This is a genomic window from Streptomyces sp. NPDC102514 (assembly GCF_055584525.1).
Window position 1 is genome coordinate 462,615 of record NZ_JBVJLW010000007.1, and the last position, 16,528, is coordinate 479,142.

The following is a 16,528-nucleotide window of genomic DNA, read 5'->3' on the forward strand; positions in this document are numbered from 1 at the left end:
CACCCGGACCGTGGGGACATGTCACGGACAGCAGAGGCCCCGCACAAGTCCTTCCTCGACGAGGTCAAGGACGCGGTCACCCCGCGGGCCACCCTGCTCGTCATCGGCGTGGTCGCCCTGCAGCTGCTCTTCATCGCCTCCTACGTGGGGGCGCTGCACCATCCGAAACCGAAGGACGTGGCGTTCGGGGTGGTCGCGCCGGGCGCCGCCGCGGGGCGGACGGTGGCCCGGCTCGAAGAACTGCCCGGCAGCCCCCTGGACCCCCGAAAGCTCGCCGACGAGACGACGGCCCGCGAGCAGATCGCGAACCGTGACATCGACGGCGCCCTGCTGGTCGACCCGAACGGCACCACCGACACCCTGCTGGTCGCCTCCGGCGGCGGAAAGACCCTGTCCAACGCCCTGACCGCGCTCACCACCGCGCTGGAGAATGACCAGGGGCGCACGGTACGGACCGTCGACGTGGTCCCGGCCGACGCCCAGGACGCCAACGGGCTGACCCCCTTCTACCTGGTCGTCGGCTGGTGCGTGGGCGGCTATCTGTGCGCGTCGGCGCTGGCGATCAGCACGGGGGCCCGTCCGGCCAACCTGCGGCGCGCGGTGATCCGGCTCGCCGCGATGGCCCTGGTCGCGATCGCCGGCGGACTCGGCGGGGCGGTCATCGTCGGACCGGTCCTGGGCGCCCTGCCGGGAAGCGTGGCCGCCCTCTGGGGACTGGGCGCGCTCATCACCTTCGCGGTGGGCGCCGCCACGCTGGCACTCCAGTGCGTCTTCGGGATCGTCGGCATCGGCGTGGCGGTCCTGCTGGTGGTGATCCTGGGCAACCCGAGCGCGGGCGGCGCCCTCCCCCCGCCGATGCTCCCCCCGTTCTGGAAGGCGATCGGCCCGGCCCTCCCCCCGGGCGCCGGCACCTGGGCAACCCGCTCGATCGCCTACTTCAAGTCCAACGACATCACCACCGCACTCCTGATCCTCTCGGCCTGGGCAGCAGCGGGAACAGCGATCACCCTGACATCAGGCGCAAAGCGCCGCCCCTAGGGGCGCGGGGAACTGCGCAACCCTTCAGCCACACCCCCACCGAACCCGCACCCTCCAGACGACCTCCAGGGGCGCGGGGAACTGCGCGATCCTTCAGCCGCACCCCCACCCACCAGACACCCGAGGCCCACGCGAAGCGGCACCTCCAGGGGCGCGGGGAACTGCGCAATCTTTTAGCCACACCCCCACCGAACCCGCACCCTCCAGACGACCCCCAGGGGCGCGGGGAACTGCGCAATCTTTTAGCCGCACCCCCACCGAACCCGCACCCACTCCCCAACCCAACCCAACCCAAGGCAGCGCAGCGCAGCGCAGCACAACGCAAAAGCCCCGCCCCCGCGCAAGCGGGAACGAGGCTTTCACACCACGGCGGAGCCGATCGTCAGCCGATCTGCGTACCCGTCGCGGACAACGCCTCAGTCACCGGCTGGAAGAACGTCTCCCCACCGGAGGTGCAGTCACCACTGCCACCGGACGTGAGTCCCACCGCGCTGCTCCCCGAGAACAGCGACCCACCGCTGTCCCCCGGCTCGGCGCAGACATCGGTCTGGATGAGCCCGTTGACGATGTCACCGTTGCCGTAGTTCACGGTCGCGTCCAGGCCGGTCACCGACCCGTCGTGCACCTGGGTCGTGGACCCGCTCCGGGTGACCTCCATCCCGACGGTCGCCTCCGCGGCCCCCGATATCTGCTGCGCGGAACCGTTGTAGAGGTTCACCTCGCTCGGGTGGTCCACGTCCGCGGTGTACTTCACCAGGCCGTAGTCGTTGTCGGGGAAGCTGGAGTCCGCGTTCTCGCCGATCTCCGTACCGGAGGAGTCGGACCAGTTGGTGATCCCCTCGGTGCAGTGCCCGGCGGTGAGGAAGAACGGCTCGCCGCCCTTGACCACGTTGAAGCCGAGCGAGCAACGGCCGCCGCTGCCGGTGATGGCGTCACCGCCGGCCACGAAGGTCTTGAACTCCCCCTTCGTCCGCTTGAGTTCGGTCGTGCCGCCGAGCCCGTCGACGACCTCGGTGAGCTTGGTCAGCTCGGCACCGGAGACCGTACGGTCCGCGGTGACGACGACCTTGTTGGTCGCGGGGTCGAGCGCCCACGAGGTGCCGGGGATGGTCGCGTCCTGCTTCAGCGTCGTACGGGCGCTCTTCAGGTCGGCGAGAGAGTTCTCGACGACTCTGGCCCTGGCGCCCGCCGACTCGACGGTCTCGGCCGCGGCCTGGTCGAGCACGTTCACGACAAGGCTCTTGGCCTTCGCGTCGTAATACGTTCCCGCCGCGTCGCCGCCTAGGTCCTTGCCGAGCGTCGAGGCGAGCTTTCCGGCCGCCGTGACCGAGAGGACCTTCAGCTCGGGGGCAGGCGTGTTCTCACTCGCGTTCGCACTCTGCAAGGTGACTCCACCCGCGACGAGTGCGGCGATGCCCGCGCCGGCTGCGACGGCCCGTCGCCTGGATATACGTCGGTGCTTCAACTCGTGTCCTCCTGTGGGGGGTCGGACGCGGCGGTAGTGGGGACCAGCGCGACCGAAAGGTGTGTGGCAATGGTGACGACTCACGAAAAAAGCCGCGTCCATGCCAACGGACACCACCCACTATTCCGAGGCCGCACCGGGGCACACAAGGTCGACTTCAGGACGCGCGCACCACAACCGACGTGCGCCCCCGCACGGTTGACGCGCGTTGACAAGAACGCTGTCGCACCACGTCGATCCCCATTGCAAATACTACGAGCGAGTAACCAACGCCCCTCTGTGAGGTCTAGTCCTGTCCTGAATTCGACCCTCGGAAGTCCGGATCCAGCGGTGCCTCGACGGGCGGGAGTTGCTCCTGCATCGATTGCTGCCACTGGGTCAGCAACTGCTGCGCCTGAGCCGCCAGCTCCAGGGGCCGGTCCAGAGGGCGGTCCGAACTCCGGCCCGAGGCCTGCTCCGAAGCCCCGCCCGCCCCTTCCGCCCTGTCCGCCCCGACCGCCCCGTCCAGTGCCTGCTGCGATTCGGACAGCTCCCGCGGTGACTGCTGTGCCTGCTCCGCCTGCTCTGCCTGCTCTGCCTGCGGTGGCCGCGGCGCCTGCTGGGACTGCACGTGAGCCGTCCCCGGATGCGCCGGATGCGCCGGATGCGGGCCGTGCCCCGGCTGAGCCCGCTCAAGGAACCGCAGCAGCTCGACGGGGAAGGGCAGCACGAGCGTGGAGTTCTTCTCCGCCGCGACCGCCACCACGGTCTGCAGCAGCCGCAGCTGGAGCGCGGCGGGCTGCTCCGACATCACCCCGGCTGCCTCCGCCAGCTTCTTGGAGGCCTGCAGTTCGGCGTCCGCGTTGATGACCCGGGCCCGCCGCTCACGGTCGGCCTCCGCCTGGCGCGCCATGGACCGCTTCATCGTCTCCGGCAGCGACACGTCCTTGATCTCGACCCGGTCGATGGAGACACCCCACTCGACGGCCGGGCTGTCGATCATCAGCTCCAGGCCCTGGTTCAGCTTCTCGCGGTTGGAGAGCAGATCGTCCAGCTCGCTCTTGCCGATGATCGAGCGCAGCGAGGTCTGCGCCATCTGCGAGACCGCGAACCGGTAGTCCTCGACCTTGATGACCGCGTCGGCGGCGGACACCACTTTGAAGTAGACGACGGCGTCCACCCTGACCGTGACGTTGTCCCGGGTGATCCCCTCCTGCGCGGGCACCGGCATAGTCACGATCTGCATATTGACCTTCTGCAGTCGGTCCACGAGGGGCATGATCATGGTGAAGCCCGGACCACGCACCCCGGATCGCAGCTTTCCGAGCCGGAGCACCACTCCGCGCTCGTATTGTTTGACGACTCGGGCCGCGGCCATCCCGTACACCGCTCCGACGGACGCGAGTGCCACTCCCGCCGTCACCAGCTCTTCGACCATGACGACCCCCAGGGTCCGTAACGGGCGCAAAAGGTGTGTACTTCGACGGTAACTCCGGCGCGCGGACGAAGGGGAGATGGAGGACAGAGGTGCCTAGCGGGATACGGATGCGGGACGGACGGCGGCTGGCGTTCGAGGAATGGGGCGACCCTCAGGGCACGCCGGTGGTGCTGCTGCACGGCACACCGGGCTGCCGGACCGGGGTGGTGCCGCAGGACCTGATCGAGGCGCGCCCCGAGGTGCGGTTCATCGCGTACGACCGCCCCGGGTACGGGGACTCCGACCGCGGCCCGGGACGCCGGGTGGCGCAGGCGGCGCGGGACGTGGCGGCGCTGGCCGACGCCCTCGAACTGGGTCCGTTCGCGGTGCTGGGCCGGGCGGGCGGTGCCCCGCACGCGCTGGCCTGTGCGGCGCTGCTGCCGACCCGGGTACGGCGGGCCGCCGCGCTGGCGAGCCTCGCGCCGCCCTCCAGCGAGGGGCTGAACTGGTTCGAGGGGATGGCGGAGTCGAACGTCGAGGAGTTCACCCGGGCACTGACCGACCCCGTGGACTTCTCTGAGCGGCTCGCCTCGCGGGCCGCCGAGATCCGGACGGACCCGGCGCAGCTCCTCGCGTCGATCCGGGACGGGCTCACCGAATCCGACCGGCGGATCGTCTCCACCCCGGCCGTCAGCGACATGCTGTTGCGCAACTACCGTGAGGCGCTGCGCACTTCGGCGTACGGCTGGCTCGACGACAATCTCGCGCTGCTGAGCCACTGGGGCTTCGACCCGGCGCGGATCACCCGGCCCGTGCTGCTGTGGCACGGCGCCGAGGACGCTTTCTCCCCGGTGGGCCATTTCGAGTGGCTGGCCCGCACCATCCCCCGCGCCCGGCCCGTCCTTGATCCGAAGGGGGGCCACTTCTCGGCACTGGAAGCCCTTCCCGACGTACTGGACTGGCTGTGCGCCACGCCGAGGACCGACGGCTGAGCCGGGCCGACGGCTGAGTCGGACCCCACGGATGAGCCGGACCCACGGCTGAGTCGGCACGGGGTGCGCGGGACGAGCCGGCTCGTCTGCCGGGCGACCCCACAACGAGCCCCCGCACCGCGAACGGTGTGCGGGGGCTCGTCTGCTGCTGGCTGCAGGTTCAGACAGTTCGGACGGATCTACTGTGACGCGTACCGATCAGTAACACGTACCGATCAGAACACGTTGACGCCGTAGGCGCTCAGGGCCTCGGTGACCGGCTGGAAGAACGTGACGCCACCGGAGGTGCAGTTGCCGCTGCCGCCGGAGGTCAGACCGTAGGCGACACCGTTGCTGCCGTACATCGAACCGCCGGAGTCTCCGGGCTCGGCGCAGACCGTGGTCTGGATCATGCCGTAGACGATGTCGCCGCCGCCGTAGTTGACGGTCGCGTTGAGGGCGGTGACCCGTCCGGTGCGCGTACCGGTGGTGGAACCGGTGCGGATGACGTTGGTGCCCACGGCCGGGGTGGCCGCGCTGGTGATGTCCACGCTGCCGGCGGTGCCCGACTTGGCGACCGAGGTGTTGGTGTAGCGCACCAGCCCGTAGTCGTTGGTCGGGAAGCTGGACCCGGCCGTCGTGCCGAGGGTGGTCGTGTGCCCCGAGTTCGACCACCAGGTGCCGGCGCCGTCGGTGCAGTGACCGGCGGTCACGAAGTAGTCGGCTCCCGCACTGTTCTTGACGTTGAAGCCGAGCGAACAGCGCCAGCTACTCGCATAGATGGCGTCGCCCCCCTTGATCAGCTTGTTCATCTTGCCCGGGGCGGTCTTGATCTGCAGGGCTCCGGCGTTGGCGCCCGCGGCCTGCTTGATCTTCGCGATCTCCGCCTTCGAGACCGTGCTGTCGACCGTGACCAGGACCTTGCCGGTCTTGGCGTCGGTCGCCCAGGCGGTGCCGGGCACATCGGCCTTGAGCACCGCGGAGTTGGCGCTCTTCAGCTGGGTGGTGCTGAACGTCGACGCGTCGTTCGCGTTCGCCGCGGGGACGGTGAACGCTGCCGCGGCCACGAGTCCGGTGCTCACGGCGATCAGCCGGGTCCGTCTCGCTATGCCACTACGGGGGGTGGTGCGCTTGGTCCTCACTGTTCGTTCCCTCCAAAGGGAAGTCGGGGGCCCGCGTGGGGTCGGGGCCCGTGAGGCGCACGCCAGAGGCAGAGTGTCCGGATTCCGGATACGCCGTGCCCCTGACAAGGCGCTGGGGGGAGTATTTGGCCGTGCACCCGAACGACGCAAGGGCGCCTTTCGGCCGTACGGCGTTCAACTTGCGTATGCCCCAAGAGAGTTGATCTCTTCGGCGCCGAGGTGTGGGGTGCGTGCGGATCAGCCGGTGCGGATCACGGGTGCGGGTCGAGCCGTGCAGGTCAGGCAGGGCGGATCGGACCAGGTGGATCAGGCGGTGCGGACCGGGCGGTACGCGTCACCGGAGCAGATTGCGCTCGCCGGCCGCAATCTCCGCGCCCAGAGTATTCCCCGGCGGCGGGAATGGGCAGATGAAGTGGTCCGCGAATGCGCACGGCGGGAGCAGGGCCCGGTTGAAGTCCACCGTCGTGCGCCCCCGCGCGTCGGGCACGGCGGGCCGCAGGAACCGGAAGCGGTAACTGCCGTGTCCGCTGGTGGAGTCGGCGAAGACGGCCCACAGCGAGCCGTCCTCCTGGACGGTCACCTGCAGCGTCAACTCCTGTCCGTCCAGCGTGAATGCGAGTTCCCCGCCGAGCCCGAGCCCTCGCTCGCGCCCGTCGGCGTTCCCCACCCGCACGGTCCGCTTCTCCCCGTACGGCGTGAAGCACCCCGGCACCGACCAGCGCGGGTCGTACGAGGTGGCCTCGATGCCGCGGAACGCCTGCCGGGCAGGTGAGGCCGGGTCGAAGTCGCGTACACCCCGGACGCCCTCGCGTACGAGGACGACGAACCGGCGCTCCCCGTACGCGACCCGGGCGTCACTCGCCGGGCCGGGGTCCGCCACCAGCCTGACCTGGCCGTTCAGGGGCAGTCCGTCCACCTGGACGCCGTCGGACTCTCCTGCCGCCAGCAGCACCGCGTCCCCGTCGAGGGTCCAGCGGCCGGGCATGTCCGGAATTCGTCCCTCCGGATGATCTTCGATCCAGTGCGTCCCGCGGAGCGCAAGGGGCCCGTGGGGCGCGGACACCGTCGTGGTGCGCTGCTCGTGCCAGTGCTTCCAGTCCTCGGCCGCGTCCGTCGTCATGTGATCAACCCTTCCACACGGGATCGTGCACCCCGAGGTGTGAGCGCAGTGTCGTACCGGTGTATTCCGTCCGGAACACGCCACGCTCCTGGAGCAGCGGCACGACCCGGTCCACGAACGCGTCCAGGCCGCCCGGCGCCGGATGCGGTACGAGGACGAAACCGTCGGCCGCGCCGGTTCGTACGGAGTCGTCGATCTCAGCAGCGACCGACTCCGCCGTGCCGGCGAAGGACCACCTGCCGTCCGACGGGCCGATCCCGGCGGCCCTCTCCCGTGCCTCGGCGGCCGAGTCGCCGAGTACGACGGTGGCCTCGGCCATGATCTTCAGGTCGGCGCGGTCGCGGCCGTACCCGGCGAGGCGGCCCTTCACCTCGGCGTAGAGAGCGCGGCCCGCCTCCGGGGTCCCGTACCGCGTGAGCATCACGTCGGCGGTGGCCGCGGCGAACGCGCGTCCCTCCGGCGAGTCGTCGGAGGGACGGATGGCGACGGGGTGGCCCTGCGGGGAGCGGGGCACGGTGAACTCGCCCGCGATGTCGAAGTGCCGGCCGCGGTGCGCGAACGGGCGCACGACGCCGTCCGGCGTCCACGAGTCCCACAACTCCCGCGACACGTCGACGAATTCGGCGGTGCGGGCAAGCTGGTCGGCGGAGGCCGCCACGTTCCAGGCGGCGCGCCCCGCGCTGAGGTGGTCCAACGTGGCGAGTCTGCGGGCGAGTTCGTACGGTTCGTTGGAGGCCGTGTCGACCGTGGCGGCGAGCCCGATCCGCTCGGTGCGGGCGACGAGGGCGTTCAGCACGGTGACCGGCTCGGGGACACGCCCGCCGCGCTCGGCAGGCCGCGCCTCCTCGCCGACGAGGAGGAAGTCGAACAGACCGCGCTCGGCGGTGCGCGCGAGTCGCTCGAAGGACGCGAAGTCGGCCCCGGCGGAGGTGCCGGGGACGTACGCGGCGAGGTGCACCTGCTGGGGAAGGGGCTGCAAGGGCTCACGAGGAGGCTGCCCGGCGGGCGTCCGTACGGTCATGACGTTCCCCCTGTCACGGCGTACCGACGGGCGGGCCGGCCGAGCCCCAGATGCTCGCGGAGCGTGCTGCCCGGGTAGAAGGTGCGGAGGAGCCCGCGGTGCTGGAGCAGTGCGGCCGTGCCGTTGACCAGGCGTTCCAGGTCCCGGCGCGGTTCGACAGGGGTGAGGTGGAAGCCGTCGGCGGCACCGGTCTCGTGCCAGGCGGCGATCAGTTCGGCGAGGTCGACGGGCCCTCCGCGGTACAGCGGGCCCTGCGCGGTCTGCCGCGGGCCTCCCCCGCCGTGGCCCGGCTCGGCCGCGCGTTCGCCGTCACCGAGGTCGACGGTGAGGGCGGCGAGAACCCGCAGTTCGTCCGGGTCCCGGCCGTGGGCGAGCGCGGAGGCCTGCAACTCGGCACGTATCGCGCCCACTTGAGCCGGGTTCGTGCCCCGGACCAGCGCCACGTCCGCGTACCGGGCGGCGGTCGCGCGGGCGTGCCGGTCCGTGGCGTCGACGACCCGTACCGGGTAGTGGCCCGGGTGCGGGTCCGTACGGTCGGCGCCGTCCCACAGCCGGGCGGCCACGTCGGCGGCCTGTCCCGCCTCGTGCCACAGGGCGTCGACGGGTGCCGCGTGCCGACGACCGAAGAGGCGGGCCTCGCCCTCGGTGGTCGACACGTCGATACACCAGCCCGCCCGGCCGCGGCTCACCCAGTCGAGGGTCGCCACGGCGGCCCGGACCTGGAACGGCTCGGTGTGGGTGGTGGTGACGGTAGGCACCAGACCGATGCGGGTCGTGGCGGGCGCGACCCGCGCCAGCACGGCGAGCGCGTCGAACCCCGGCCGCGCGAAGCTGTCGCCGAGGGTCACGAAGTCGAACCCGCCGCTCTCCGCGAGCCGCGTCAGCTCGACGTGGACCGAGACGTCGTCGTGGGCCGCCGTCTGGTCGACGGCTGCGGCCAGGTGCAGAAGCCCCCGGCCGTTCGGTGGCGTCATGGGAGGGAGAACCTTTCTGGGAAGCTCCCGTGCCGCCGCCGCGACGAGCGGAGCCACGGCGGCGGCACGGGGCTTGGATGGAACAGGGCTCAGGTGGAACGGGTCATAGGTGGAATGGGGCTTGGGCGGAATGAGGCTTGGGCGGAACGGGGCTTGGGCGAATGGCTCCGGCGTCAGATCTTCGGCAGGCCAGGCGGGTTGATCTCCGACTTCGGGACGGCCTCGCTCGACAGACCCCAGCGCTTGAGCACCTTCGCGTAACTGCCGTCCTCGATCACGTGGTTGACGGCTGCCGCGTACGCGTCGACGAGCCCGCTGCCCTTCTTCGTGGTCGCGGCGATCTTGCCCTGGAGGTCGTCGCCGGCGCCCGAGAGCGTGCCGACGATCTCCGACTGCCCGGCGCTGGACACGTGGTACGCGGCGGACGGGCTCGGGCCGAGGTAGGCGTCGATACGGCCCGACTGGAGAGCCAGGTAGTAGTCCGTGTCCTTCTGGAAGTACTTGATGGTGACGGCCTTGCGGCCCGCCTTCTCGTTCTGCTTGCTCCAGTCGACGAGGATCTTCTCCTGGTTGGTGCCGGAGGAGACGGCGATCGTCCTGCCGGCCACGTCCTCGGGCCCGTCGACCTTCCAGCCGCTGCCCTTCTTCGCCTCGAACGCGATGTTGTCGAGCCGGTAGGTGGCGAAGTCGTACTTCTCCTTGCGCTCCTCGGTCACGGTGACGTTCGAGAAGACGGCGTCGAACTTGCCGCTGTCCAGGCCGACGAAGAGGTTCTCCCAGGAGACCTCGTCGTTGTCGAGCTTCAGGCCGAGGGTGTCGGCGACGAGGGTGGCGAGGTCGATCTCGGAGCCGATTCTCGTCTTGTCGTCGGTCGCGTAGAAGCCGAGTGGCGGTGAGGCGTCGGCGCTCTGGCCGAGCTTCAGCGTGCCGCGCTCGCGGATCGCCGCCGGGACGAGCGCGGCGATCTCGGCGACCTTCTTGCCGCGGATCCGGTTCTGGTCGGGGCCGATGTTGACGTCGCCGACCTTCTTGGTGCCGGACGAGCCCGTCCCGGTCGCCGCGTCGCTGTCACCGCCGCAGGCGCTGAGCAGCGGGGCGACGACGAGGGCTGCGACGGAGGCGGCGAGGGTGCGTCGGGATATCACGGTGAACTCCTGTGCTGGGAAAGGACGGTGAGTGAAAGCGGCCTCGGCCGGACTGCCGGTCCGGAAGCCGGTCGGAGAACCGCTGGGAAAGCCGGTCGGGGCGGTCGGGGTGGTGGGCCTCAGAGGACCTTGGAGAGAAAGGCGCGGGTGCGCTCGTGCTTCGGCGCGTCGAGTACGTCGCCGGGGGCGCCCTGTTCGACGATGCGGCCGTCGTCCATGAAGACGACGGTGTCCGCGACCTCGCGGGCGAAGCCGATCTCGTGCGTGACGACGATCATCGTGGTGCCCTGGTGGGCCAGGTCCTTGATGACGTCGAGGACTTCGCCGACCAGTTCGGGGTCGAGCGCGGACGTCGGCTCGTCGAAGAGGAGCAGCCTCGGTTCCAGGGCGAGCGCGCGGGCGATGGCCACCCGCTGCTGCTGTCCGCCGGACAGCTGTTTCGGGTAGGCGTCGGCCTTGTCGGCGAGCCCGACCCGGTCGAGCAGCCTGCGCGCCGCCTCGGTGACCTCCTTGCGGGGCCGCTTCAGCGCGGAGACCGGGGCCTCGACGATGTTGTCCAGGACCGTGAGGTGCGGGAAGAGGTTGAAGTTCTGGAAGACGAAGCCGATCCGGGTGCGCTGTTTGAGGATCTCGCGCTCGCGCAGCTCGTAGAGCTTGTCGCCGGAGCGCCGGTAGCCGACCAGCGAGCCGTCCACGCTGATCCAGCCCTGGTCGACCTTCTCCAGGTGGTTGATGGTGCGCAGCAGGGTGGACTTGCCGGAGCCGGAGGGGCCGAGGACGACGGTGACCTCGCCCGCGCGCACCTCCAGGTCGACGCCCTTGAGCACCTCCAGCGAACCGAAGCTCTTGTGGACGGCCCTGACGTCGACCATGGGCGCGGCCGGCCCGTCGCCTGTGCCGTCGGTGGCGGTGCCGGTGTCGGTGTCGGTGTCGGTGCCGGGAGTGGTGGGCGCGCTCATCGGGTGCTTCCCTTCGCGAAGTGTCGTTCCACGTAGTGCTGGAGGACGGAGAGCGCGGTGGTCAGGAGGATGTACCAGGCCGTGGCGACCATGAGCAGCGGTACGACCCGGCCGTTGCGTCCGTAGATGACCTGGACCTGGTAGAAGAGCTCGCCGATCGCCATGACGGAGACGATCGAGGTGCCCTTGAAGAGGGAGATCACCTCGTTGGCGGCGTTCGGCAGGATGGAGCGCATCGCCTGCGGCAGCACGATCCGGCGGATCTGCCGAAGGCGTGGGATGCCGAGGGCCGCGGCGGCCTCCAACTGGCCGCTGTCGACGGCCAGTACGCCACCGCGCACGATCTCGGCGGCGTACGCGGCCTGGTGCAGGGCGAGTCCGAGGACGGCCGCGCTCATCGCGCCGACCAGACCCATCGTGTCGAAGGTGAAGAAGCCGGGCCCGAAGGGGATGCCGAACTTCAACTCCTTGTAGAGATAGGCGAGGTTGAACCAGAAGAGCAGTTGCACGATCAGCGGGATGGACCGGAACGCCCAGATGTAGGCGAAGGAGACGGCCTTCAGGAACGGGCTGTCGGACAGCCGCATGAAGGCGAGGACGATCCCGAGGGCGAAGCCCAACGCCGTGCCATAGGCGGTGAGTTGAAGGGTCACCCAGACCGCCTTGAGGATCACCTCGGCAGTGAAGAACTCGGCGAACACCTCCCATTCCCAGCCGGGGTTGGTGGCGAGCCCGTGGGCGAACTGGGCGAGCAGCACCGCGGTCACGATCACGGCGGCCCAGCGCCAGGGGTGCCGCACGGGCACCACCTTGAGCGCGCCGTAGTCCTCGGGCTCGGCCGGCGCCTTGACGATGGGTGGATCACTGGTCAGCGACATGGGGTCCTCGGGGCGGAAGGAGGGAACGGGGTGCGCGGTGCGGGCGCGGGGTGCGCCGTGGGCGCGGATGCGATGACGTGCCCGCGGCTGCGGGGCGCTGGTTACGCGGCGGTGGCGCGACAGGAGAGGTCGCGCAGGAAAGCCAGCGCGGCCCGCGCGGTGGCGTCGTTCTGCCGGAAGGCGGGCCCTCCGGTACGGGGCCGGGTGAAGGCGCCGGAACCCCGGGCGTCGGTGTGCGGTCCGAGCGCGAAGCGCCGTGGGTGCGGGGCGCCGGACCGGTCGAGGACGCGCCCGTCGGCGGGGTCCACGGCGAGCAGACCTTCGGGTGTCGCGGCGGCCCCTTCGGCGTACAGCTCGCGCAGCAGGGTGTCCCGGGTCCGCTCGACCGTGGGGTGCGGCAGCCGTGCCTCGACGAGAGCGCGGGCCTCGACGTGCTCGCCGGGCACGGTGGTGCTCGTGGCACGGAAGACTCCGTCCGCGGCCGTCACGGTCATGCCGGCGCCGAGGAAGTTCAGTACGCCCGCCCGTGACAGGGCGAGCAGCTGCCGCAGCCTCGGTCCGGGCGGTCCCGAGGCGAGATAGCTGAAGAAGCCGTGCCACCAGGGCCCGATGTCACCGAGCCGTACCAACTGCCCGTAGACGGAAAGGAGTCCGAGCAAGACCGCCAGGTCGGGGCTGTGCGCGGGGTCGTGCCGCCGGGCGAGGTCCCCTTCGACATAGGCGCGCAGACCGTCCTGGAGCGCGTCGTACGAGGGATGGCGTACGCCGTCCAGGGGGTGGTCGAGCGCCGACAGGTCCAGCCGGTCGGCGGGGTCGGGGACGGCGGCGGCGACCAGCGCCCGGAGCTCGGCGCGGCCAGTGCTGTCGACGGGAGTGCACTTCTCGTACCGCTGTTCGAAGTCGGTCCAGGGCATGGCCGTGCGGTCGGGACGGGCCGTGAACAGCTGGTGGTAGTGGGCGAAGCCCAGTTCCTTCTCGACCAGCGGCCACACGTCCCGCCGGAAGTCGAACCCACCGGGTCGCGCGAGCAGCTCGTCCACCTCACCGGGCCCGAAGAACCGTGGCAGCGGCGGGCGTTCACCGGTCCAGTCGTAGCCGATCTTCGAGTGGTACGGGACCCCGCGCCGCGATCCGACGTGCAGCACGGGCTCGCGCCCGGACGCCCGGTACGCCAACTCCCCGTCCGGGCCGGTCTCGTAGCGGCCTCCGCGTCCTTCCGTGAGCAGGACCATCAGGTCGACGAAGGCGAGCCCGAAGCCCCGTACGAGCACCGGTTCACCGGGGTCGAGGGCGGACAGGTCGCTGTCGGCGGTGAAGTCGGGCGGCAGATGGACGAGGTCGTGGGCACGCGCGTACGCGGCCAACTCGCGTTGTTCCTGGTCGAGTTCGGCGCCGAGATGGCCGAGCGCGAGGACCACGAGGTCGGCGAGGAGCGGACGCGGCCGGCCCTCCAGCCACACCTGCTGACGGCCCTCGGACGGACCCCCGACCCGCACGGCGCGGTGGGGGTGGTGACGGACCCGGATGCCCGGCGGGAGGGCGGCGACGGTCCGTTCGTACACCCAGCGCAGATAGGCGCCCTGCCGCTGCCGGTCCGCGAAGTGGCGTCCGTCGAGCCGGGCCCACTCGTGCAGGGTGGGGCCCTCCCGTACGGGTCCGGCCATGTCCACGGTGTCGTCGGTGAACATCGTGACGTCCTGGGCCTGCGAGTTCATCCACAGCAGCGGTGGCTGTTCCTCGCGCCAGATGCGTCCGCCGCCCGGCGGATACGGGTCGACGAGATGCACGTCGAGCCCCGAACCGGCGTACAGCTCGGGCGCGTTGGCGGCGATCCGCTCCAGCAGCCCGGTCCCTCGCGGACCCGCGCCCACGATCACCAGCGACGGGCGCACCCCGCCCGCCCCGCTCATCGCGCACGCTCCGAACCGCGACCGTAGTGCCGCTCGACGTAGTACTGGCCGACGCTGAGCACGGAGGTGACGATGATGTACCAGAGCGTGGCCACCATCAGGAGCGGGATGACCTGGTAGGTGCGGTGGTAGACGAGCTGCACGGAGTAGAGCAGGTCCTGCACGGCGATCACGCTGATGATCGAGGTGCCCTTGAGCGTCCCGATCAGCATGTTCCCGGCCGGCGGCACGATGGAGCGCATGGCCTGCGGCAGCACGATCTTCCACCAGCGGCGCCACCGGCTCAGCCCGAGCGCCTCGGCGGCCTCGATCTGGCCGCGGTCGACGGAGAGGATGCCACCGCGTACGACCTCGGCGGCGTACGCGGCCTCGTGCAGGGTGAGGCCGATGATCGCGACCGTGACCGGTCCGAGCAGATTCACCGTCTTCACACCGAAGAGCGTCGGGTAGAGCGCCCCGACGTTGAACCAGAACAGCAGCTGCACCAGGATCGGCATCGACCTGAAGAGCCAGATGTACCCCCAACTCACCGCGCGCAGCACGGGGTTGCCGGAGAGCCGGCCCGCGGCGAGCAGGGCGCCGAGGGCGAAGCCGAGCACCATGACGAGCCCCGTGAGCCACAGGGTCAGGCCGAGGCCGCGCAGGACCGAGGCCGAGGTGAAGTAGTCGCCGACCACGTCCCACTGGAACGCCTCGTTGCGTGCGACGGAGTTGACGGCGAGCCCGAGCAGGATCAGGACGAGGCCCGCGGCGGTCCACTGGCCGGTCCGGCGCCGGGGGACGATGCGCGAGGGCACCGCGTCTTCCGGTGCGGCCACCTTGGTGAGGGTGTGCGAGGACATGCGAAGGCTCCGTGATGCGTCGAATCGAGTCGAACACGGGTGGTGCCTTCACACGGATCACGGCCAAGCCCCTCAGCAGGACCGTCCGTTGAGAGTACGGGGGCGTTTCCCCGGGCTGTCAAGGCTGTCCACACTGTGAGCGGTACGTCTCACGCCGGTTGACGTGCAACCGAATGCCTGTTCCACTTGTGCGCATGTATTCGCAGCAGTGGCTGGTCACGCGCTCCCACATCGACTTCGGTCGAGTGTGGTCCTCATCCTGTTGAGCTGACCCCCTGCGCGCCCTGGCCCTTCAAGGGCGGGCGCCTTCCTCATTTCTCCACCCGCAGCCTCGCCTTCACACGCGCACCCCTCCCCTCGCGTTTCCGCACTCCGTGCCCTTTCACGCACGTCCCGCCCTTCAGTGCTGCCTTCAGCGCTCCCCTTCGCGTTTCCTCACCGCGCGCTCTCTCGTCCCGCGCTCTGCTTCCAGGAGACCGCTCCATGCGTACCTTCACGCGTGCCCGCACTCACCGTGCCCGCAACCAGCTCTTGCTGCCGTTCGCCCTGATCACCTCCGCGACCCTGCTGCTCACCGCGTGCGGCTTGGGCGGGGACGACACCGCTGCGGGCGGCACCGCCCAGGCCGCCGCCGGCAAGAGCAACGAGATCCCCACCACGGACGTCGTCTCCGCCGTCGAGAAGAACGCGGGCGCCGCGAAACTGCTGCCCGCGGGCACCGACTCGCTCACTCTCGCCGTCAGCGTCGGCGGATCGCCGCCCGGCACCAACTACCTGGAGGACGGCAAGACCCTCGCGGGCCAGGACGTCGACTTCGCGGACGCCGTCGCGAAGACGCTCGGCCTGCGGCTCAAGCGTGAGGCCGCGAGCTTCGAGGCGATCCTCCCGGCCCTGGACAGCGGCAAGTACGACGTCGGGGTCGGCAACTTCGGTGTCACCGACGAGCGCCGCAGGACCATCGACTTCGTCACCTACATCAACGACGGCAAGGGGTTCGCGACCCGCAAGGACAGCGACCTGGACAAGGTCACCGACCTCGCCCAGCTGTGCGGGCTGAACGTGGCGACCGGGGCGGGCACCACGTTCGAGGCCACGCTGGAGGACCAGAAGCACGTGTGCTCCGACGCGGGCGAGAAGGCGTACAAGGTGCAGACGTACAGCGAGCAGGGCGCGCTGTGGTCCTCGCTCCAGCAGGGGCGCAGCGATGTGGTGATGAGCACGATCAACGGGCTTCGCTATGCCGTCTCGCAGCAGGAGGGGCTGAAGTTCCTGAACGAGTTCCATCGGCTGGATGTGGGGTTCGCGTTCAAGAAGGGCACGGAGTTGGCGCCTGCGGTTCAGGCGGCCGTGAACGGGCTGATCTCGGACGGGACGTACGCGAAGATCCTCAAGAAGTGGGGCACGACGGGGTCGGCGATCACCAAGTCGCAGATCTCGCCGCCGGAGATCAAGGACTGATCCGCCGGGTTTTTCGCCCCCGCCGCCCCTACCCTTCCCGTCACCGCATGGGGGCTGCGCCCCCTCGCCCCCTTTTGCGCAGGTCCCCGCGCCCCTAAGTGCCTGGGTACCTAGCCTCGCGCTTTCACGAGGTGGGACGTCCGAGGCTTGATCAAATAAGCGGAGAGTGCTCCTGACCTGCAACGATGGGACTTGTCTAGGGTCCTGTT

Annotated in this window: 14 protein-coding genes; 3 read left to right on the plus strand and 11 right to left on the minus strand. The window is 70.3% G+C overall.

Annotation, left to right across the window (positions count from 1 at the left end; translation table 11 throughout):
• Positions 1-18 precede the first annotated feature (18 nt).
• Entirely contained in the window at positions 19-1,038 is a 1,020-nt protein-coding gene (locus ACZ60E_RS20945) for an ABC transporter permease (protein WP_469442247.1), read from the plus strand.
• Between the two features lie 382 nt (positions 1,039-1,420).
• Here the strand turns inward: ACZ60E_RS20945 and ACZ60E_RS20950 are convergent, their stop codons facing one another.
• Positions 1,421-2,503: a S1 family peptidase gene (locus tag ACZ60E_RS20950; RefSeq protein ID WP_469442249.1), complete on the minus strand. Its 1,083-nt coding sequence runs from the start codon at positions 2,501-2,503 to the stop codon at positions 1,421-1,423.
• Between the two features lie 286 nt (positions 2,504-2,789).
• Entirely contained in the window at positions 2,790-3,920 is a 1,131-nt protein-coding gene (locus ACZ60E_RS20955; RefSeq protein ID WP_469442251.1) for a slipin family protein, read from the minus strand.
• A 107-nt stretch (positions 3,921-4,027) separates the two neighbouring features.
• On the opposite strand from ACZ60E_RS20955, the gene ACZ60E_RS20960 reads away from it, so the two are divergent.
• Positions 4,028-4,891, plus strand: a complete 864-nt coding sequence (locus ACZ60E_RS20960; RefSeq protein WP_469442295.1) for an alpha/beta fold hydrolase — start codon at positions 4,028-4,030, stop codon at positions 4,889-4,891.
• A 215-nt stretch (positions 4,892-5,106) separates the two neighbouring features.
• Here ACZ60E_RS20960 and ACZ60E_RS20965 read toward each other — a convergent pair whose 3' ends face one another.
• The 9 genes from ACZ60E_RS20965 to ACZ60E_RS21005 form a co-directional block, all read right to left on the minus strand.
• Positions 5,107-6,012: a S1 family peptidase gene (locus ACZ60E_RS20965; protein ID WP_469442253.1), complete on the minus strand. Its 906-nt coding sequence runs from the start codon at positions 6,010-6,012 to the stop codon at positions 5,107-5,109.
• 334 nt (positions 6,013-6,346) lie between these two features.
• On the minus strand, positions 6,347-7,132 hold the full coding sequence (locus tag ACZ60E_RS20970) for a DUF1684 domain-containing protein (protein WP_469442254.1): 786 nt from the start codon (positions 7,130-7,132) through the stop codon (positions 6,347-6,349).
• A gap of 4 nt (positions 7,133-7,136) precedes the next feature.
• On the minus strand, positions 7,137-8,153 hold the full coding sequence (locus ACZ60E_RS20975) for an LLM class flavin-dependent oxidoreductase (RefSeq protein WP_469442255.1): 1,017 nt from the start codon (positions 8,151-8,153) through the stop codon (positions 7,137-7,139).
• Complete coding sequence (locus tag ACZ60E_RS20980; protein ID WP_469442258.1) at positions 8,150-9,127, minus strand: LLM class flavin-dependent oxidoreductase; 978 nt, start codon at positions 9,125-9,127, stop codon at positions 8,150-8,152. Before ACZ60E_RS20980 ends, ACZ60E_RS20975 begins: the two co-directional genes overlap by 4 nt.
• 173 nt (positions 9,128-9,300) lie before the next feature.
• Entirely contained in the window at positions 9,301-10,272 is a 972-nt protein-coding gene (locus ACZ60E_RS20985) for an ABC transporter substrate-binding protein (RefSeq protein WP_384813911.1), read from the minus strand.
• Between the two features lie 119 nt (positions 10,273-10,391).
• Positions 10,392-11,144, minus strand: coding sequence for an amino acid ABC transporter ATP-binding protein (locus tag ACZ60E_RS20990; protein WP_384813933.1), 753 nt, complete (start codon positions 11,142-11,144; stop codon positions 10,392-10,394).
• An 83-nt stretch (positions 11,145-11,227) separates the two neighbouring features.
• Entirely contained in the window at positions 11,228-12,109 is an 882-nt protein-coding gene (locus ACZ60E_RS20995; RefSeq protein ID WP_210884051.1) for an amino acid ABC transporter permease, read from the minus strand.
• A gap of 101 nt (positions 12,110-12,210) precedes the next feature.
• Positions 12,211-14,019, minus strand: coding sequence for an FAD/NAD(P)-binding protein (locus ACZ60E_RS21000; protein WP_469442260.1), 1,809 nt, complete (start codon positions 14,017-14,019; stop codon positions 12,211-12,213).
• Positions 14,016-14,861 carry an amino acid ABC transporter permease gene (locus tag ACZ60E_RS21005; protein WP_384813918.1) on the minus strand — a complete coding sequence of 282 codons (846 nt, stop codon included), beginning with the start codon at positions 14,859-14,861 and terminating at the stop codon, positions 14,016-14,018. Before ACZ60E_RS21005 ends, ACZ60E_RS21000 begins: the two co-directional genes overlap by 4 nt.
• A gap of 483 nt (positions 14,862-15,344) precedes the next feature.
• Here ACZ60E_RS21005 and ACZ60E_RS21010 point away from each other — a divergent pair, with 483 nt between their 5' ends.
• Positions 15,345-16,319: an ABC transporter substrate-binding protein gene (locus ACZ60E_RS21010; RefSeq protein WP_469442262.1), complete on the plus strand. Its 975-nt coding sequence runs from the start codon at positions 15,345-15,347 to the stop codon at positions 16,317-16,319.
• The last annotated feature ends 209 nt before the right edge of the window (positions 16,320-16,528 follow it).